16 protein-coding genes are annotated in these 19,288 nt (G+C 70.8%); 7 read left to right on the top strand and 9 right to left on the bottom strand.

Translation table 11 applies throughout. The annotated features are described in order from the left end of the window. The first annotated feature begins 322 nt into the window (after positions 1-322). The 3 genes from E6P78_RS08385 (at position 323) to E6P78_RS08395 (ending at position 3,977) form a co-directional block, all read left to right on the top strand. Positions 323-1,303: a fatty acid desaturase gene (locus E6P78_RS08385; protein WP_136202894.1), complete on the top strand. Its 981-nt coding sequence runs from the start codon at positions 323-325 to the stop codon at positions 1,301-1,303. Continuing rightward, positions 1,300-1,986, top strand: coding sequence for a TetR/AcrR family transcriptional regulator (locus E6P78_RS08390; RefSeq protein WP_136202895.1), 687 nt, complete (start codon positions 1,300-1,302; stop codon positions 1,984-1,986). The genes E6P78_RS08385 and E6P78_RS08390 overlap by 4 nt, the downstream gene beginning before the upstream one ends. Before the next feature lie 230 nt (positions 1,987-2,216). Further along, entirely contained in the window at positions 2,217-3,977 is a 1,761-nt protein-coding gene (locus tag E6P78_RS08395) for a VCBS repeat-containing protein (protein WP_136203105.1), read from the top strand. A gap of 82 nt (positions 3,978-4,059) precedes the next feature. Here E6P78_RS08395 and E6P78_RS08400 read toward each other — a convergent pair whose 3' ends face one another. Next, positions 4,060-4,857, bottom strand: coding sequence for a trans-aconitate 2-methyltransferase (locus E6P78_RS08400; protein WP_136202896.1), 798 nt, complete (start codon positions 4,855-4,857; stop codon positions 4,060-4,062). An 88-nt stretch (positions 4,858-4,945) separates the two neighbouring features. On the opposite strand from E6P78_RS08400, the gene E6P78_RS08405 reads away from it, so the two are divergent. After that, positions 4,946-5,443, top strand: coding sequence for a MarR family transcriptional regulator (locus tag E6P78_RS08405; protein WP_073864884.1), 498 nt, complete (start codon positions 4,946-4,948; stop codon positions 5,441-5,443). Here E6P78_RS08405 and E6P78_RS08410 read toward each other — a convergent pair. Continuing rightward, complete coding sequence (locus E6P78_RS08410; protein ID WP_168712585.1) at positions 5,402-6,211, bottom strand: response regulator transcription factor; 810 nt, start codon at positions 6,209-6,211, stop codon at positions 5,402-5,404. The genes E6P78_RS08405 and E6P78_RS08410 overlap by 42 nt on opposite strands. A 242-nt stretch (positions 6,212-6,453) precedes the next feature. On the opposite strand from E6P78_RS08410, the gene E6P78_RS08415 reads away from it, so the two are divergent. Beyond that, positions 6,454-6,897: a GNAT family N-acetyltransferase gene (locus E6P78_RS08415; RefSeq protein WP_136202897.1), complete on the top strand. Its 444-nt coding sequence runs from the start codon at positions 6,454-6,456 to the stop codon at positions 6,895-6,897. Between the two features lie 14 nt (positions 6,898-6,911). On the opposite strand, the gene galK is transcribed toward E6P78_RS08415, so the two are convergent. Genes galK through galT form a run of 3 tightly spaced genes read right to left on the bottom strand, consistent with a single transcriptional unit; the run spans position 6,912 to position 10,098 of the window. Next, positions 6,912-8,081, bottom strand: coding sequence for a galactokinase (galK, locus tag E6P78_RS08420; RefSeq protein WP_136202898.1), 1,170 nt, complete (start codon positions 8,079-8,081; stop codon positions 6,912-6,914). Next, complete coding sequence (gene galE, locus E6P78_RS08425) at positions 8,078-9,058, bottom strand: UDP-glucose 4-epimerase GalE (RefSeq protein WP_136202899.1); 981 nt, start codon at positions 9,056-9,058, stop codon at positions 8,078-8,080. The genes galK and galE overlap by 4 nt, the downstream gene beginning before the upstream one ends. Next, positions 9,055-10,098, bottom strand: a complete 1,044-nt coding sequence (galT, locus tag E6P78_RS08430) for a galactose-1-phosphate uridylyltransferase (RefSeq protein WP_136202900.1) — start codon at positions 10,096-10,098, stop codon at positions 9,055-9,057. The genes galE and galT overlap by 4 nt, the downstream gene beginning before the upstream one ends. Positions 10,099-10,336: 238 nt before the next feature. Between galT and E6P78_RS08435 the strand changes: the two genes are divergently transcribed. Both E6P78_RS08435 and E6P78_RS08440 read left to right on the top strand, forming a co-directional pair. After that, on the top strand, positions 10,337-12,007 hold the full coding sequence (locus tag E6P78_RS08435) for a sodium:solute symporter family protein (protein WP_136202901.1): 1,671 nt from the start codon (positions 10,337-10,339) through the stop codon (positions 12,005-12,007). Between the two features lie 15 nt (positions 12,008-12,022). Further along, complete coding sequence (locus tag E6P78_RS08440; protein WP_136202902.1) at positions 12,023-12,322, top strand: hypothetical protein; 300 nt, start codon at positions 12,023-12,025, stop codon at positions 12,320-12,322. A gap of 31 nt (positions 12,323-12,353) precedes the next feature. Here E6P78_RS08440 and E6P78_RS08445 read toward each other — a convergent pair whose 3' ends face one another. From E6P78_RS08445 to E6P78_RS08460, 4 genes are all read right to left on the bottom strand, one after another. Further along, a complete protein-coding gene (locus E6P78_RS08445) occupies positions 12,354-13,046 on the bottom strand; it encodes a LuxR C-terminal-related transcriptional regulator (RefSeq protein ID WP_136202903.1) in 693 nt (230 codons plus the stop codon). A gap of 124 nt (positions 13,047-13,170) precedes the next feature. Then, positions 13,171-15,078 carry a PQQ-binding-like beta-propeller repeat protein gene (locus E6P78_RS08450; RefSeq protein WP_136202904.1) on the bottom strand — a complete coding sequence of 636 codons (1,908 nt, stop codon included), beginning with the start codon at positions 15,076-15,078 and terminating at the stop codon, positions 13,171-13,173. A gap of 108 nt (positions 15,079-15,186) precedes the next feature. Beyond that, the gene (locus tag E6P78_RS08455) at positions 15,187-17,133 is read right to left on the bottom strand and encodes a PQQ-binding-like beta-propeller repeat protein (protein WP_136202905.1); all 1,947 of its coding nucleotides are present in this window, start codon (positions 17,131-17,133) and stop codon (positions 15,187-15,189) included. A 248-nt stretch (positions 17,134-17,381) separates the two neighbouring features. Continuing rightward, positions 17,382-19,166, bottom strand: coding sequence for a PQQ-binding-like beta-propeller repeat protein (locus E6P78_RS08460; RefSeq protein ID WP_136202906.1), 1,785 nt, complete (start codon positions 19,164-19,166; stop codon positions 17,382-17,384). Positions 19,167-19,288: the final 122 nt, after the last annotated feature.

Below are 19,288 nucleotides of genomic sequence, written 5' to 3' on the forward strand. Positions count from 1 at the left end.
TGCAGTGGTTGTGCACGGGACCCGGGGACCGCGGTCGGCGGATGCCGACGCCACCCCGGAAAGCAGGGTGCGGACCGCGCTGTCCGACCTCTCCAGGATAGGTGTCCGTGCTCTCGGTGCTGTTCGCGCCCCGGAAGGTGTCCTCTGTTCGTGACGTGTCCGTCCGGGGTACGCGGTCTGTGTCTACCCGGTATTCGCCCGTCTGTGCGCGGTGTTTCGCCCTCTCGTGGGCGGGCCTCCGCACTGCCATACTTACGAGGCCGTAGGTTACGGGTGCGTAACTCCGGCTGTCCGACCCGTTCTCACCCTCAGGGGACTCCCCATGAAGACCAGCCCCGAAGTGATCGAGGCCGCTCCGGCGGCCGGTGATCAGGCTCTTCCCTCCGCCACGCTCGGCGGGGACAACAAGCGGTCGATCGAGCAGATCGCGCTCCTGCTGTTCATCGTCGTGCCGTTCGTGGCGCTGGTCGCGGCGGTGCCGCTGGCCTGGGGCCGCGGTGTGAGCTGGCTCGATCTGGGCCTGCTGGTGGCGATGTACTTCATCGGCTGCCACGGCATCACGATCGGTTTCCACCGGTACTTCACGCACGGCTCGTTCAAGGCGAAGCGTCCGCTCCGCATCGCTCTGGCGGTGGCCGGTTCGCTGGCCGTCGAAGGCCCGCTGGTGCGCTGGGTGGCCGATCACCGCAAGCACCACCGTTTCTCGGACGCGGAGGGCGACCCGCACTCGCCGTGGCGTTTCGGTGAGACGCTGCCCGCGCTCCTGAAGGGCCTGTGGTGGGCCCACATCGCATGGATGTTCGACGAGGAGCGGACGCCGCAGCAGAAGTACGCGCCGGACCTGATCAAGGACCCGGCGATCCGCGGCATCTCGCGCCACTTCCTGACCTTCACGATCGTCTCGCTGGCGATCCCCCCGCTGGTCGGCGGCCTGGTCACGATGTCGTGGTGGGGTGCGGCGACGGCGTTCTTCTGGGGCTCCCTGGTACGGGTGGCCCTGCTGCACCACGTGACGTGGTCGATCAACTCGATCTGCCACGCGGTCGGCAAGCGCCCCTTCAAGTCCCGTGACAAGTCCGGCAACGTGTGGTGGCTGGCGGTCCTGTCGTGCGGCGAGTCCTGGCACAACCTGCACCACGCGGACCCGACCAGCGCGCGGCACGGGGTGATGCGGGGTCAGATCGATTCGAGCGCCCGGCTGATCCGGTGGTTCGAGCAGGCCGGCTGGGCGTCCGACGTGCGCTGGCCCGACTCCGACCGTATCGAGTCCCGGCGCAACCGCGCGGCGGCCGACCCGGCATGATGGACGACGTGGCGACCGACTCCAGCGCAAGCAGCGAGAACACCCGTGCACCTTCCACGCGGCGTGCCCGCCGCGTGCGGATGACCGGGAAGGAACGCCGCGAGCAACTGCTGGACATCGGTCGCACCCTGTTCGCCGACAAGGGCTTCGAGGGCACGTCGGTCGAGGAGATCGCCGCCCGTGCGGGGGTCTCGAAGCCGGTCGTCTACGAGCACTTCGGCGGCAAGGAGGGGCTGTACGCGGTCGTGGTGGACCGGGAGATGCGCCAGCTCCTGGACATGGTGACCGGTGCGCTGACCGCGGGCCATCCGCGTGAACTGCTGGAACAGGCGGCGTTCGCCCTGCTGGACTACATCGAGACGTACACGGACGGGTTCCGCATCCTGGTCCGTGACTCGCCGGTCGCCCAGTCCACGGGCACGTTCGCCTCCCTGATCAGCGACATCGCCACCCAGGTGGAGGACATCCTCGGGCTGGAGTTCAAGGCCCGCGGCTTCGACGCGAAGCTGGCCCCGCTGTACGCGCAGGCGCTGGTGGGCATGGTGGCGCTGACCGGGCAGTGGTGGGTGAACGCGCGCAGGCCGAAGAAGGCGGAGGTCGCCGCCCATCTGGTGAACCTGGCCTGGCACGGTCTGGAGAACCTGGAGTCGAAGCCGCGGCTGATCGGCCATCGCAAGAGCTGAGCGGCCGGCGGGTGATGGTGCGGGGGCGCGGTGCGGGGGCGGTGTGGGGCCGGCGCGGGACCGGTGTGGCGAAGCCGCAACCTTGATCCATGGCTAAACCACTTCAGTCCCGCTGTCCACAGTTGTAGAGTCTGTGAACATCCCGGGAATGCTTCACCGCTGCATGTCATGCACCCGTGAAGGCGATTCTCCCGGTTCCACCACTTACCCCTGGGGGGGCTTTGTCTTCTGTGGAACCCGGCCGCTCTGTTCCGCGCTCGAAGCGCGCGCGGCGACTCGCGGCCTGCACCGCACTCGTCCTCTCCGCCGGCATGCTGCTGGCGGCCCCGGCCTCGGCCGACGACTCGGCGCCCGCCCCGCGCGGCGCCACCCCGCAGTTCACCCCCGAGTCCGGCGGACAGCCGACGCTCACGCTGCCCAAGCGCACCCCGAAGAAGAAGTCCGGTGCCTCGCGCGCGCCGGGCGCCGGGTCCGCCGCCGCCGCCATCCCGGCCAACCCGCGCATGGACGTGGACGGCGACGGCTACAGCGACACGCTGTACCGGGCGCTGGACGGCAACCTGTACGCCATCACGGACGCGTCGGGCTCGCACCCGTACACGATCAACAGTGACGACCAGTTCGAGACGCCCAAGGACATCATCACGCCGGGCGACCTCGACGGCGGCGGCATGGCCGAGGTCCTGACGCTCTCGGCGTCGGGCACGCTCTCGCTCTACCAGAGCTGGGGCGCGGACGGCACCGGTTACTCCACCTGGTCGGGCATCGGCTGGCAGAAGTACAACAAGGTCGTCTCCCCCGGCGACCTGAACGGTGACGGCCGCGGCGACCTGATCGCGCGTACGCCCTCCGGCGACATCTACGTCTACATCTCCACCGGCAAGGTCGACAGCGCGCCCTTCAAGGCCGGTGTCAAGGTGGGCTACGGCTGGAACACCTACGACCAGATCGTGGGCGCCAACGATGTCAACGGCGACGGGCTCGGTGACATCATCGCCCGTACCACCGGCGGTGACCTGTACTTCTACGCGGGCACCGGCGACCCGGCGAAGCCGTTCAAGGCGCGCGTCAAGGTCGGCTACGGCTACGACATCTACAACCAGCTCATCGGTGTCGACGACATCGACGGCGACGGCCTCGGCGACCTCATCGCCCGCAAGACGGGCGGCGACGTCTACACCTACCTGTCCACCGGGTACGGCACCTTCGAGCCGCGCGTCGCCGCCGGCAGCGGGTGGAACGCGGCCGCGCTGTTCGTCGGCGCGGGCGGCAACCCGGACTTCGGCAAGCACGAGGTGGAGGGCCGCACCAAGGGCGGCAGCCTCTACTGGTACCAGGCCCGGAACAACGGGCAGTTCTTCCCCCGCCAGCTGGACAGCTCGGACTCCGGCTGGAACCAGGTGAGCCTGTCGCTCGCCTCCTCGCTGGACAACGACGGCTGGGGCGACCTCGTCCAGCAGTACCAGGGCCAGCTCTACGTCGGCGCGAATTACATCGGGTCCGGCTGGCAGGTCTACAACAGCCTCACCGGTCCGGGCGACCTGAGCGGCGACGGCAAGGGCGACCTGCTGGCCCGCGACACCAAGGGCGACCTGTACCTGTACAAGGGCAACGGCCTCGGCACCAAGTTCGCCGCCAAGGTCAAGGTCGGCTACGGCTACCAGACGTACAACAAGATCGTCGGCGCCGGCGACCTCAGCGGCGACGGCATCGCGGACGTCGTGGCCCGCGACAAGGACGGCACGCTCTACCTGTACAAGGGCACGGGCGACGCCGCCAAGCCGCTCTCGGCCCGCGTCAAGATCGGCACCGGCTACAACATCTACAAGCAGTTCGCCGCTCCGGGCGACATCGACGGTGACGGCAGGGCCGACCTGATCGGCGTCGACGGCAAGGGCGACGTGTACCGCTACACGTCCACCGGCACCGGCCAGCTCACCAAGCGCGTCAAGATCGGCTACGGCTGGGACACCTACAACGGCCTGTACTGAGCCCTTCGGCCCGGCCCGCGTACCCACGGCGCCCCGCCCCCGCACACCACGCGGGGGCGGGGCGCCGCCGTGTCCGGAGCCGTCACTTCTCCCGGTGGGCGACGGCGAAGATGCGGCGGAAGGGGAAGACCGTGCCGTGCGGGCCCCGGGGGTAGGCCGTGCGCAGCAGGTCGCGGTACTCGGCGAGGAAGGCGTCCCGCGCCTCCTCGTCGTCGGCGAGGGCGGTGAGGACGGGACGCAGGCCGGTGCCCTTCACCCAGTCCAGGACGGGGTCCTCGCCCGGCAGGAGGTGGAGGTAGGTGGTCTCCCAGACGTCGGCGGCGACGCCGGGGCCCGCCAGCCGGTCCAGGTATCCGGCGGGGCTCAGTACGGCGTCGGCGTGGCGCAGCCGGCCGCCCAGGCGGGGGCGCCAGCGCGGCGACTCGGCGAGTTCGCGCATCAGGGCGTGGCTGGGCTGGTCGAAGTTGCCGGGGACCTGGAGGGCGAGGGTGCCGCCGGGGAGGAGGGCGTCCAGCCAGTCCCCGAGGCGGTCGGCGTGGCCGGGTACCCACTGGAGCAGGGCGTTGGAGACGATCAGGCCGTACGGCTCCGAGGGCGTCCAGGTGGCGGCGTCGGCCTCGGCGAAGTCCAGCAGGTCCGTGGCGTGGGCGCGGGCCCGTTCCAGCATCTGCGGGGAGTTGTCGTAGCCGGTGATCCGGGCGTCGGGCCAGCGCTCGGCGAGCAGCGCGGTGACGTTGCCGGCGCCGCAGCCCAGGTCGGCGATGCGGGGTGCGGGGGCGTCGGGCGGGTCGGGGACGCGGGCGATGAGGTCGTGGAAGGGGCGGGTGCGGTGGTCCGCGTGGCGCAGGTACTGCTGCGGGTCCCAGAGGGGTGCGGTCATGGTTCCCAGGATCGCCACAGAGTATCTTGATGTCAAGACACTTGAATTCAAGAGACTTCATGTCGACAGACCCTCTACACTGATCCACATGGAGGACGAGGTCGACCGACTGGTCGCTGCATGGCGCCGCGAGCGCCCCGACCTCGACGTGGAACCACTCGAGGTCCTCAGCCGCGTCTCCCGCCTGGCCCGCCACCTCGACCGGGCCCGCAGAATCGCCTTCGCCGAGCACCAGCTGGAGCCGTGGGAGTTCGACGTACTCACGTCGCTGCGCCGCGCCGGCGCCCCCTACCAGCTCTCCCCCGGCCAGCTGCTCACCCAGACGCTGGTCACCTCGGGCACGATGACCAACCGCATCGACCGCCTCACCAAGAAGAATTTGGTCGAACGGCTCCCCGACCCCAGCGACCGGCGCGGGGTCCTGGTCCGCCTCACCGCCGAGGGCCGCGACAAGGCCGACCAGTCGCTGGCCGGCCTGCTGGCCCAGGAGCGCGCCATCCTGGGCGAGCTGTCGCGCCAGCAGCGCGCCGAGCTGGCCGGGCTGCTACGCCAACTGACTGCCCCGTTCGACAACATCCCCGGGTAGCCCCGGCTCCTCCAGTTCGACCGGGCCGACGCCCGCGCGCCTGGCCAGGGCCACGGCCGCCAGGGTCGAGTGCACGCCCAGCTTCCCCAGCACGTTCTGCATGTGCGTGCGCACGGTGTGCGGGGAGAGGAAGAGCCGTTCCGCGACCGCCTTGCGGCCCAGGCCCGCGACCATGCACCGCAGCACCTCGCACTCGCGCGGGGTCAGCGACTCGACCAGCTCCTCGCTCTCGGTGCGGTGCTTGCGGTCGGCCAGCAGCTCCCGCAGCACCCCGGTGAGCAGGGCGGCGGGCAGATGGGTCTCGTCGCGCAGCACACCCCTGATCACCGCGAGCAGCCGTTGCAGCGAGCTGTCCTTGGCGACCCAGCCGCAGGCACCGGCCTGGAGGGCGAGCGCGGCCCGGCCCGGGTCGTCCTTCTCGGCGAGCACCACCGTACGGACCGAGGGACGGGCCGTGCGGACCGAGCCGACCAGGGAGATCCCGTCGACCGGGCCCGGCTGTCCGGTGCGCGGGGCGGGCACCGGGACCGGGCCGGCGCCGGTGCGTCCCGGCGGGGCCGGGCCGCCGAGTTCGGCGTCGACCAGCAGGACGTCGTAACCGCGGCCCTCCGCCACCGCGCGCTCCAGACAGCGCAGGGCGGCCGGACCGCTGCCCGCCGCCGCCACCTCGACATCCGGCTCGGCCGCGAGCGCGGCGGCGAGCGATTCGGCGAAGATCCGGTGGTCGTCCACCACGAGAACCCGGATACGGGCCACAGGCACCCCCATGCTGTGTGTTCTGGGGCGCCCCGAAGCGTGCGTCCCCCCGACGGGGCCGGACCGGCGCGGGTGCGGCGCCCGGCTGTCTCGTACCCCTGAATGCGGCGCGGGCCCCCACCCGCGCTGTGCATCAGCGTACGGGCGGCGGACCGGGGTGGGAGGATTATTGGCTGAAGTCGGGGTGGAGTGCGGCCTGAGGGCTTGCAGGGGGTCAAGGTGTCGCTTCCCTGCAAGCCCATAGTCTGTGGGGCATGTTTCATCTTGAGACAGAAGTGGACAAGGAGCGGCGTGCGCTGCTGAACAGGCTGCTGCGGGACGACAACACCGCGCGCTCACCGCAGATCAGCGCCCTGCGCGAGACGCCCGACGCGCATGAAGTGCCGCTGGAGGTCTGGGCGTTGGACGCCGGAGGCCGGATCGCGGCGGGGCTGACCGGACGGACCTGGGCGCACTGGCTCCATGTGGACCTGCTCTGGGTCGACGCCCGGCACCGGGGCTCCGGCCTCGGTTCGCGGCTGCTCGCCGAGGCGGAACGGGTGGCGCGGGCGGACCGCTCGTGCACCCGCTCCCGGGTGGAGACCTGGGACTTCCAGGCCCCCGGCTTCTACCGTAAGCGGGGCTACGAGGTACGCGGGCAGGTGGACGACTACCCGCCTGGCATCACCGAGTTCACCCTCACGAAGGAACTCGCCTGACGGCTGCCGGCCGTTCAGACGAGTCGGCGGGCGCCCGCCGACGGCACCGCCGGGAAGACGCCCGGCGTCCCGTACCCGGCCGAAGTGAACGCCTCCAGCACGGACTTGGCGACCATGTCCGCCTGCGCCTCCTCGACCAGCACGATCGCCGAGCCGCCGAAGCCGCCCCCGGTCATCCGCGCGCCGAGCGCACCGGCGGCGTTCGCCGTCTCGACCACGAGGTCCAACTCCACGCAGGAGACCCGCAGATCGTCGCGGAGCGAGATGTGCCCCGCCGTGAGGACCGGCCCGGCCGCCCGCACATCGCCGGCGTCGAGCAGCGCGATGACCTGCTCGACGCGCTGGTTGTCACCGACCACGTGGCGTACGTAGCGCACGACGGACTCGTCCGCACCGGCCTCGGCCAGCCGGTCGAGCGCCGCGCCCAGCTCCTCGTACGGCAGCTCACGCAGGGTGCGTATGCCGAGCAGGCGCGCGCCCTCCTCGCAGCCGGCCCGGCGCTCGGCGTACGCCCCGTCGCCCAGCGCGTGCTTGACGCGGGTGTCGACGACCAGGAGCCGCAGCCCGTGCGCGGCCAGGTCGAAGGGCACCTGGCGCTGGGCGAGGTCGCGGGTGTCCAGGTGCAGGGCGTGGCCCTCGGTGCAGCAGGCGGACGCCATCTGGTCCATGACCCCGCAGGGGACGCCGACGAAGGCGTTCTCCGCGCGCTGGGCGAGCACCGCCAGCTCGGCGTGGCCGAGCCCGAGCCCGAAGAGGTCGTTCAGGGCGAGGCCGGTGACCACTTCGAGGGCGGCGGACGAGGAGAGCCCGGCGCCGGTGGGGACGGTGGAGGTCAGCTGGATGTCGGCGCCGGTGACGGGGTGGCCCGCCTCGCGCAGGGCCCAGACGACACCGGCCGGGTAGGCCGCCCAGCCGTGGCCCTCGTGCGGGGCCAGCTCGTCCACGCGGAGCCGGACGACGCCGCCGGGCACGTCGGTGGAGTGCAGCCGCAGCTCGCCGTCGGTGCGGCCGGAGACGGCGGCCCGTGCGGTGTGTGGGAGGGCGAGCGGCATGACGAAGCCGTCGTTGAAGTCGGTGTACTCGCCGATCAGGTTGACCCGGCCGGGTGCGGCCCAGATCCCCTCGGGTGCGCTCCCGTAGAGCTCGGTGAAGGAGGCGGTCAGCTCAGCGTGGTCGTCGGTCATGGTGCGGTGGGCTCCTCTCGGCGGGCGAACGTCCAGGCGTCGGAGACGATTCCGGCCAGGTCGGAGCGGGTCGGCTGCCAGCCGAGGCGCTCCCTGGCGGTGGCGGCGGAGGCGACGAGGACGGCCGGGTCGCCGCCGCGGCGCGGGGCCGCGGTCTCGGGGACGGGGTGGCCGGTGACCTCGCGGACCGTCTCGATGACCTCGCGGACCGAGAAGCCGTTGCCGTTGCCCAGGTTGCAGATCAGGTGCTCGCCCGCGGTGGCGGCCTCCAGGGCGAGCAGGTGGGCGTCGGCGAGGTCGGCGACGTGGATGTAGTCGCGGACGCAGGTGCCGTCCGGGGTCGGGTAGTCGTCGCCGTAGACGGAGATCGACTCGCGCTGCCCGAGGGCGACCTGGAGGACCAGCGGGATGAGGTGGGACTCGGGGCTGTGCCGCTCGCCGCAGGCGCCGTACGCCCCCGCCACGTTGAAGTAGCGCAGCGAGACCGCGGCCAGGCCGTGCGCGGCGGCCTCGCCGGTGATCATGTGGTCGACGGCGAGCTTGGTGGCGCCGTAGGGGCTGGTCGGGGCGGTGGGGTCGGTCTCCGTGACGGGGCTGGAGACCGGCTCGCCGTAGGTCGCGGCGGTGGAGGAGAAGACCAGGGTGCGCACCCCGGCGTCGCGCATCGCGGCGAGCAGGGCGGTGGAGCCGCCGACGTTGTTGACCCAGTACTTCTCGGGGTCGGTGACGGACTCGCCGACCTGGGAGTACGCGGCGAAGTGCAGCACCCCGTCGTAGGAGGCGTCGAGCCACTTCGCGGCGTCCTGGACGCGGCCCTCGACGAAGTCGGCGCCGGCCGGGACGCCCTCGCGGAAGCCGGTGGAGAGGTCGTCCAGGACGGTGACGGTGTGGCCGGCCTCCAGCAGGTGCTGGGCCACGACGCTGCCGACGTATCCGGCACCGCCTGTCACCAGGTACTTCTTCGGGGACTCGCTCACTGGCTCGCTACCTCTCGCAGTCGCTGGGCCGCGGTCTCCGGCGGCACGTCGTTGATGAACACGCTCATGCCTGACTCGGAACCCGCGAGGAACTTCAGCTTGCCGGAGGTCCTTCGGATGGTGAAAAGCTCCAGGTGCAGCCCGAAGTCCTCACGCCCGGGAACCCCGAACGGCGCCTGGTGCCAGGCGGAGATGTACGGGGTCGGCGGCTCCCCGGGTCCGAAGATCCGGTCGAATCGCCTCAACAGTTCCAGATAGACCTGTGGGAACTCCGTGCGCGCCGCCTTGTCCAGCTCCCGCAGGTCGGCGACGCGGCGGCGGGGGTGCAGATGGACCTCGTACGGCCAGTGCGCCGCGTACGGCACGAAGGCGATCCAGTGCTCGGCGGCGAGCACGATGCGGGAGCCGTCGGCCTCCTCGCGGGCCACCACGTCGTCGAAGAGGTTGCCGCCGGTCTTCGCGTGGTGGGCGGCCATGGAGCGCAGCATCAGCTCGGTGCGCGGGGTGACGAAGGGGTAGCCGTAGATCTGGCCGTGCGGGTGGCCGAGCGTGACGCCGATCTCGGCGCCCCGGTTCTCGAAGCAGAACACCTGCTTGACCTGCGGGAGCTGGGCCAGGGCCGCGGTGCGGTCGGTCCAGGCGTCCAGGACGAGCCCGGCCTGCTCCTCGGTGAGGTCGGCGAAGGACGCGTCGTGGTCGGAGGTGAAGCAGACGACCTCGCAGCGGCCGGAGTCGCCGGCGAGGGAGGGGAAGCGGTTCTCGAAGACGGCGACGTCGTAGTCCGCCTCCGGAATCTCGCTCTGCCGGCCGTCGCGCGAGGGGCACAGGGGGCACTCGTCGGCCGGCGGGTGGTAGATCCGGCCCTGGCGGTGCGAGGCGATGGCGACGCTGTCGCCGAGCAGCGGGTCGCGCCGGATCTCGGACGCGGTCGAGACGGCGTCGAGGGGGCGCGTGTCGGCCGCCTCGCGCACGACGTCGTCACGGCTGTCGTAGTAGAGCAGCTCCCGGCCGTCGGCGAGCGTCGTAACCGTCTTCTTCACCAGACTCCTCCCACCAAACATAAGCAAACACAATGAACCACAAGTCAACAGATGCGTCAATGAGCCGACGCGGCGGGCAGAGGGGCGGTGAGGGCCGCGGCTCCGGGGCGTGGCGCTCAGGATTCCGGGCAATACGATCACAAACAAACAAAGAACCTCTTGGGAACTGTTCACTTTCTGAACATAAGAGCGTAGTTTCCTTCGGGTTCAGTTCGCGCAACGAAGCGAGACCCCCCACATGCAATATCTGGCAGCAGGGCTCCGGCTCCCCACGAACGGGCTCGACTACACGATCCTGGCGATCTACTTCGTCGTCGTGCTCGGCATCGGCTTCGCCGCCCGGGCGAGTGTCAAGACCAGCCTCGACTTCTTCCTCTCCGGACGGTCACTGCCCGCATGGGTGACCGGTCTGGCCTTCGTCGCGGCGAATCTCGGCGCCACCGAGATCCTCGGCATGGCGGCGACGGGCGCGCAGTACGGCGTCGCGGTGGTGCACTGGTACTGGATCGGCGCCATCCCGGCCATGGTCTTCCTCGGCCTCGTGATGATGCCGTTCTACTACCGCTCGAAGGTGCGCTCCGTACCGGAGTTCCTGCTCCAGCGCTTCGACAAGTCGGCGCACCTGCTGAGCTCCGTACTCTTCGCCTTCGCGGCGATCCTGATCGCGGGCGTCAACCTGTACGCCCTGTCGATCGTCGTGGAGGCGCTGCTCGGCTGGCCGCAGTGGGTCGCGATCGTCGTCGCGGGCCTCTTCGTGCTGGTCTACATCACCATCGGCGGGCTCTCCTCCGCGATCTACAACGAGGTGCTGCAGTTCTTCGTCATCCTCGCCGCGCTGATCCCGCTGACCCTGCTGGGCCTCAAGCGCGTCGGCGGCTGGGACGGGCTGACCGGCTCGCTGGAGAAGAGCCACGGCCACGACTTCATGTCGGCCTGGGGCGGCACCGGCATCGGTGACGCCAACCCGCTCGGCGCCAACTGGCTGACGATCATCCTCGGCCTCGGCTTCGTCCTCTCCTTCGGCTATTGGACGACCAACTTCGCCGAGGTGCAGCGCGCCCTGTCCGCGAAGAACCTCTCGGCCGCCCAGCGCACCCCGCTGATCGCCGCGTTCCCGAAGATGTTCATCGTCTTCCTCGTGATGATCCCCGGCCTGGTCGCCGCCGTCCTCGTCCCGAAGATCGGCACCGGCGGCTCGGACCTGACGTACAACGACGCGATCCCGCTGCTCATGCAGGAGCTGCTGCCCAACGGTGTGCTCGGCATCGCGGTGACCGGTCTGCTGGCCGCGTTCATGGCCGGCATGGCCGCCAACGTCTCCTCGTTCAACACGGTGTTCACCACGGACATCTGGGCGCGGTACGTGAAGAAGGACGAGCCGGACGCGTACTACCTGCGCTTCGGGCGGCTGATCACGGCGATCGGCGTGCTGGCCTCCATCGGCACGGCGTTCATCGCCGCCAGCTTCTCCAACATCATGAGCTACCTCCAGACGCTCTTCTCGTTCTTCAACGTCCCGATGTTCGTGGTCTTCATCATCGGCATGTTCTGGAAGCGCGCATCGATGAAGTCCGGTGTCTGGGGTCTGGTCGCGGGTACCACCGCCGCGATGGTCAACTACTTCGTCATCTACAAGCAGGGTGTCATCGACATCCCGAGCGACCAGGGGGCCAACTTCGTCTCCGCGATCGTCGGCTTCGTCGCCGGCGCGGTCGTCATGATCGCGGTCACGCTCTTCACCGCTCCCAAGCCCGAGGCCGAACTCGCCGGCCTCGTCTACGGAACCGAGTCCCCGGACGCCGCCGAGGTGCCCGAGGAGGGCGACAGCGCCTGGTACCGCAGGCCCGCACTCCTGGGCTGGGGAGCCATCGTGCTCGCCGCCCTGTGCTACGTCCCCTACTCGTTCTGATCGGAGTAACCCACCATGTCCGACCTGCACAAGGAAGTCTCCGACCTGGAGCAGAAGTCCGCCACGGCGGCCCGCCTCTTCGATATCCGGCGGATCATCGGCGGCCTCTTCGTGGTCTACGGGATCATCGTGACGATCGCCGGGATCAACCCGTCCGACGCCGACCTGAAGAAGGCCGAGGGCGTCCACATCAACCTCTGGACCGGCCTCGCCATGCTGGCGCTGGGCCTGTTCTTCCTGGTCTGGCTGAAACTGCGCCCGGCCCAGGCCCCGGCCGAGGCGCCCGCCACGACGGAGAACACACCCGAGAGCTAGAGACCCTTCACACGGCAGGGGCCGGACACCGTCACACGACGGGGTCCGGCCCCTGCCAGGTGCCCGCCGCCCGGTCCAGCAGGCCGGTACGGGCGGCGAGGGCGGCGGCCTCCAGGCGGGAGCCGACGCCGAGCTTCATCAGGACGCGCTGCACATGCGTACGGGCGGTGCTCGGCGCGATCCGCATGCCGGCCGCGATCAGCCGGGTGTCCTCGCCCTCGGCGACCCGGACCAGGACCTCGGCCTCGCGCGGGGTGAGCAGCCGCAACAGCTTCCGGCCCTCGTCGTCGGGCAGGCTCACCGGGTCGAGCAGTTCCGCGAAGGCGCTCTGGAGGAGCTGGGGCGCGATGGCCGCCTCCCCGGAGCGGGCCTTGACCATGGCGCGCTCGACGCCCTCGATGCGCTCGTCGTGCCGGACGTAACCGGCGGCGCCGGCCGCGAACGCGGCGGCGATCCCGCGCGGGCTGGGCACCGGGCCGAGGACCACCACCGCGGTCTGCGGGCGCTCGCGCCTGATCCGGACGACGGGGTCGAAGGTGCCGGGCACGGCGGGCGCGGCCGTGCCGAACAGGCAGACCTCGGGGGCCCGGCCGACCACCAGGTCCGCCGCGCCGGTGGTGGGCGCGGCGGCGGCCAGCACCCGGTGGCCGCGCAGCTTCAGCGCCGAGGCGAGCGCCTCGGCGAGCAGGCGGTGGTCGTCGACCACCATGAGCCGGACACTCATCGAGCCATCCCCCCGTACACCGACATCAGGCCCCCCGGCCCTCCAGGGCCTGCAAGTTACACGGCCCGGTACGCGTGTGGGGGTGGAACCGGCCGGTTCCACCCCCACTTCCGTGGATCGTGGCTCAGCCGGTGCGGAAGCAGACCACCAGGTACTCCTTGTCGTCCAGCGAGCTCTTGCGGGGTTCGCTGACCATCGTCTCGGAGATGTACAGCCGTCCCTCCGCGTAGCGGTACTCGGCGTAGTCGGAGGAGAAGCTGGTCTCCGCGTCCCGGACGGCCTCGTCACTCGGGTTCCGCATCAGGACGGTCTCCTTGAAGGTGCTGCCGTCGATGGTGACGACCTCGCCGCCCGCGTCGTACGGGGGCACCTTGTACGCGATGATGTTGTCGCCGTCCATGCGCAGCGGGAAGACCGTGTAGCCGTCGCCCGCGTCGGCCCGGTCGCCGGTCTGCTTGCCGGTGGTGAGGTCGAAGGAGACGATCTCGTTGGTCCGGTTGTAGTCCTCGCCCGCGCCGTCGTGCTCCTCGGTGGGCAGGTAGATCCGGTTGTTGCCGACGGCGAGGTGCTGGCAGCTCTCGACCTTGGTGGAACGGCAGCTGGCCGCGTACTTCTCCGCGTCGGCGGGGATACGGGTGATCAGCTTGCCGGTGGCCGCGTCGATCGAGAAGAAGTCCGAGATGCCGCTGCCGTCCCCGGCGGTGTCGCCGACGTCGGCGGCGACCACGAGGGGCTTGGTGGAGACGATGCTCGCGAATTCGACGCCGGCCGGCATCTTGTACGAGGAGAGCGGGGCGCCCGTGGTCGGGTTGAGCGCCTGGATGACGAGCTGCGGGTCGTCGTACGTACCGCACTTGCGGACCACGGCCAGGGCCTCGCCGCCGCCGTACCCGTTGTCGTAGCAGCCGTCGGTGCTGACCTTGGGCTTCCAACGCTCGGCGCCGGTGTTCAGGTCGAAGGCGGCGCCGCCCTCCAGGCCGCCGGCGGCGACGGTGTTGCCGCTGAGGGTGACCTCGTCGAACCGGACGGGGCGGTCACCGCTGGTGGACGCGGTCACCGACTTGCTCCACACGAGCTTGCCGGTGGCCAGGTCGAGGGCACCCACCTCGGTGCAGTTGGCGTACTTGGTGGTCTTGCTCCGCTTGGTCTCCTCGAAGGCGATGGCGGTCTTGAAGTCCTTGGTCATGCGCGTGGAGGCGGCGCACACCTGGCCGTCGAGCGGGATCGACCAGAGCTTGGTGCCCTTGTCCCGGTCGTAGCCGACGATCTCGTTGACGCCCGTCTTCACGTAGGCCTTGTCGGTCATCCAGGAGCCGGCGACGGTGGTGACGTCGGTGACCTTGGGGTGCGGCAGCTGGAAGCCGACGGTGGACGTGACGTTCGCCGGGGCCTTCTCCTTGCCGCTGCCGCCGGTGGTGCCCTTGTCGTCCTTGCCGCCCTTGCCCTCACCCGTGGTGCCGGAGGAGGAGCCCGCCTCGTCCTTCTTGTCGCCCTCGCCGCCGCTGGAGGCGTACCAGACACCACCGCCCACGATCAGCGCCACGGCGACCACGGCGGCGACGATGATCTGCGCCTGTGTGGAGAACTTCTTCGGCCCCTTGCCGCCCGGCTGCGGCGACGGGTAGGCCGGCTGCATCGGGGCGGTCGGGTAGCCGTGGGCCTGCTGGCCCGGGTAGCCGTACGCCGCTTGCGTCGGGTAGTCGTGGCTCTGCGGCGGGCCCTGCGGGAAGCCGTAGCCGGGCTGCTGGGGCGGCGGCGCCTGCGGGTAGCCGTAACCCGGCTGGTGCTGGGGCGGGCCGGGGGGCGGCGGGGAGCCGTAGCCGCCAGGGGGCGGGGTCGCCGGGGCCGGCGGGGTGTTCGGCTGCTGGCCGAACGGGCCGGCGGGCGGCGGGGTCGGGGCACCGAAACCGCCCGGAGGCGGGTCCTGCGGGGCACCGAAGCCGCCGGGCGGGGGGTCCTGCGGGGCACCGAAGCCGCCCGGGGGCGGGCCCTGGGGCGGATCGTTGGGCGGCTGCTGGGGCGGCTGTGTCATGGCGTTGCGTACCTCGGAGAAAAAAAGGGGCGGTCGGTGGGCCGGAGCCGGCCGCGGGCGGGGTGCTGCCGCCCGCGGCCGGCCGTGTTCGGATGCCGCGGTGAGCCGTCAGTCGCCGAAAACCATCATGGTCTTCGTCTCCAGCTCTTCCTTGTCGTTGCTCGCGCTGATCCGCCCGCTCGCGATGAACGAACGGCCGTCCCGGTAGACGATCTTCGGGTTGTAGAACGAGCTCTCGATCGACGAGGTGGAGTCCGGGTGCTGGAGCAGCATCTTCGGGCTGCCGCCGGCCGGGGACAGGGTGGCGATGCCGCCGCCCTTGCTGTAGCCCGCGTCCACGTAGAGCAGGACGTCGCCGCCCTCCATGCGCAGCGGCTTCATGGTCCGCTCGGCCGGGGCCTTCGCCTTCCACTTCGGCTTGCCGGTGTTCAAGTTGAACGCGACGACCTGGTTGGTGCGGGCGGAGCCGCTGGTGGCGGCCTGGGTCGCCATGTAGAAGGTGTTGGCGTCGGCCGCGACACCGGTGCAGCCGTCGAGGCGCTGGCCGAAGATGGCGAAACGGCCCCCGCACTCGGGGGCGAACTTGTCGTCCTTGTCACCGACCAGCTGGGAGCGGAGCGTACCGTTCTCGCGCAGGGCGAGGATGCTCCACTTCTTGTCGTCGCTGCTGCTGCCCTTGGTGAGCGAGACGATGAGCGGGCTCACCGAGTAGACCTTGTCGACCTCCCAGCCGCGCGCGGGCTTGTAGGTCCACTTGGGCTTGCCGGTGGTGGGATCGATCTCCTCGATCTCGTGCTGCGGGTTCTCGGGGTCGTCGGTGCGGCAGTTGGTCGCGGCGATGAGCTTGGCGCCGCCGGCGAAGGCGAACGGCTGGCAGGTGCCGCTCCGCTTGCCGAACAGCTCCTTGCCGTCGCTCACCCGGTAGGCGTTGGAGGCGCCGGTGCGGCCGGCCGTCACGGTGTCGCCGCTGATGGCCATGGAGAGGTCCGACATGATGTCGAAGAGCCCGCTCTTCTTGACCTCCTTCTTCCACCCCGCCTTCCCCGTGTTGAGGTCGATCAGCTGGAGCGCGGAGCAGTCGGCCTTGTCCGTGGTGCCGTTCTTGACCGCGATGACTATCTTGCCGTCGGAGGTGGTCTGTTCGGGCGCGGAGCAGATGTCCGCGGGCAGCTTCAGTGTCCACTTCTGCGTGCCGTCGGCCACCGAGTAGCCGGACACCGCGCGGTACATGCCCTTGACGACGGTGTCGCCGACGATCCACGGCCCGTACACGTCGGCGCCGCCGTGCGGCAGGTCGACGTCGTTCTTCTGGAGCCAGAGGACCTTCGCCTCGCCGTCCTTGCGGCCGCTGTTGAGGTCGTCGTCGCCCTCCCGCCCGGTGCCGTTGCCGTCGCCCTCGTCCACGGAGGGCGAGACGGACGGCTTCTGGACCTCTTCGCTCTTCTTCGCGACGGGCTTGTCGTCGTCGTCGCCACCCCCGCTCGTCGCGAAGTAGACGCCGCCGCCGATCACCAGGAGCGCGGCGACCGCGGCACCGATGATCGCGGCGGGCTTGCCCTTGAACGGGCCGCCGCCGCCCGGGCCGGGAGGCACGGGGGCACCGGGGTACTGCTGCGGCGGGAAGCCGTAACCGGGCTGCGGCTGCTGACCGTACGGCCCCGGCTGCTGCGGCTGACCGTACGGGCCGGGCTGCGGCTGTCCGTAGGGCCCGGGCTGCGGCTGACCGTACGGGCCGGGCTGCTGCGGCTGCTGTCCGTAGGGCCCGGGCTGCGGCTGACCGTACGGGCCGGGCTGCTGCGGCTGCTGTCCGTAGGGCCCGGGCTGCTGACCGTACGGTCCGGGCTGCTGCGGCTTGTCGTACGGGCCCGGCTGCTGCGGGTAGCCGTAGCCCGGCTGCGCGGGCGGCGGGGTCGGCGGAGCGGCCGGAACCTGGGGCGGCTGGGCGGGCGGCGGCGTCTGCGGCGGGCCCTGGGGCGGCTGCGGTATCCCGTGCGGCGGCTCCTGCGGAGCGCCGAAGCCCCCCTGCGGCGGTTGCTGTCCGGGCGGCTGGGTCATCAGCGCGTCCCCCTTCGTGCGGTCCGGTGCCCGTTCCGGACTCCCCCGCGATCCCGCCCGTGCTCCACGGGTCGGTCAAGACCCCGTGGATCACGGCGAAATGGAGCGAATCGGGCATGGATTCCGCAGTGTTACGTCAGTCGAGCGGGACTTCTTTGTACCACCCGCCCCAGGCCCGCTCCCGGTTCGGTCCGCCCCTGTTCCCAAGGGAGGACCGGGCCGTGATGGAGCCGTGATGCTCCGGTCCGTCAGTTCCCGAAGACCACCATGGACCGCGTGTCCACCTCTTCGTCGCCGTTGATGCCGCTGAGCCACGTCCGCATCAGAACGGTGCGCCCGCCCACGTACGCGACGCGCGGCCCGACGAAGCCGAGCTCCATCTCGGCGCCCGACGCCGGGTGCCGCAGCAGCATCTGCGGGGTGCCGCCGGTGGACGGGAGGGAGGCGATGCCGCCGCCCTTCTCCAGGGTCGGGTTGACGTACATCAGCAGCTTGCCGTTCTCGACGCGCAGCGGGAAGACCGTCTGCCCCTCCGGCGAGTCCGCCGACCAGCGGTACTTGCCGGTCGTCAGGTCGAAGGCGACGATCTTGTTGCTGCGCACGGCGTCCGTACCGGCCCCGGTGCCCACGTAGAACGTGTTCGCGTCGGCGGCCACGCCCATGCACTTGTCCAGGTTGTTGCTGGCCGACCTCAGCTTCTCGTCGCACTGGGGCGCGTAGTCGCCCGGACCGCCGGAGAGCTGGGTGCGGTAGGTGCCGTCGTCGTTGAGCACCAGGATGCCCCACTTGTCCGGCTGCCTCAGCGAGACGACGAGCGGGCTGACCGAGTAGAACTGCGAGACCGTCCAGTCCTTCTTGAGCTTGTACGTCCACAGGACCTTGCCGGTGGCGGGGTCGATCCGCTGCACCTGCTGGTCCTTGTAGTCGTACTCGGAGTTCAGACAGCTGGTCGCCGCGATGGCCACGGGCCCGCTGGCGAAGCCGAACGGCTGGCACTTGCCGGGCTGCTCGCCGAAGAGCCGCTTGCCGTCACTGACCCGGAACCCCTCGGACCTGCTGTCGCGGCCGACGGTCACGGTGCCGCCGTTGATCGACATCGCGAGGTCGGACAGCTCGTCCCAGACGCCCTTGCGCACGTACGTCTTGCGCCAGCCAGCCTTGCCGGTCCTGAGGTCGATCATCTGCAACGTGTCGCAGGCGGCGTCGGTCTTGGTGTCGTGCTTGATCCCCAGGACGATCTTGCCGTCGTCGGTGGGCAGCGAGGGCGCCGCGCACATCTGGGCGGGGAGCCGGAAGCTCCACTGGAGGGTGCCGTCGGAGACCGAGTAGCCCGAGACCGTGTAGAACATCGCCTTCACGACGGTGTCCCCGGCGAACCAGGGGCCGTACACCTGCGAACCCCTGCCCGGCAGGTCGACGCCGCCCTTCTGGAGCCAGAGGACCTTCGCCTCACCGGACTTGGCGCCGGCGTTGATGGTGCGCGTCTCCTCCTCGGGGCTGACCACCGGCTTCCCCCTCGCCTTGCCCTTGGTCGGCGACGGCGAGACGGTGGGCGAGCCGGAGTGGGTCGGGCCCGCCACGGGCTTCTTGTCGTCGCCGTCCCCGCCGACGGCGAACCATATTCCGGCGCCGGCCACGAGCGCCACGGCGAGCACGGCACCGACGATCTTCGCGGCCCCGCTCCGGAACCAACTGCCCCCGCCCCGCGGCCCGCCCGGCGGCGGCGCGCCGTACTGCTGGGTCGGCATCCGGTGCGGGGGAAGCTGCCCGGAGGCCGGCTGCGGGTAGCCGTAGCCCTGGGGCGGGTAGCCGTAGCCGGGCTGTGGCCGCGGGGGCTGCTGTCCGTACGGGCCTGGCTGGGGCTGGGCCGGGGGCTGTCCGTACGGGCCTGGCTGGGTGGGTGCGTCGTACGGTCCGGCCGGCTGCGGGTAGGGGCCGGACGAACCGGCCCCGTCCCCCGTACCGGTCTGCGGGTCGTACGGTGCTCCGAACCCGCCCTGCGGCGGCGGCTGCTGTCCGGGCGGCTGGCTCATCGGCCCGTCCCCCTGTTCCGTTGTCACCTGTGAAGTGGCACGGTCATACACCGCACCGGGCAAGGCTTCTTTCTACCACCCGCCCCACAAGCCCCAGCAGTCACACCCGTCGCAGCACAGTT

This window comes from Streptomyces sp. A0958, from assembly GCF_004795035.1.
Lineage (GTDB): Bacteria > Actinomycetota > Actinomycetes > Streptomycetales > Streptomycetaceae > Streptomyces.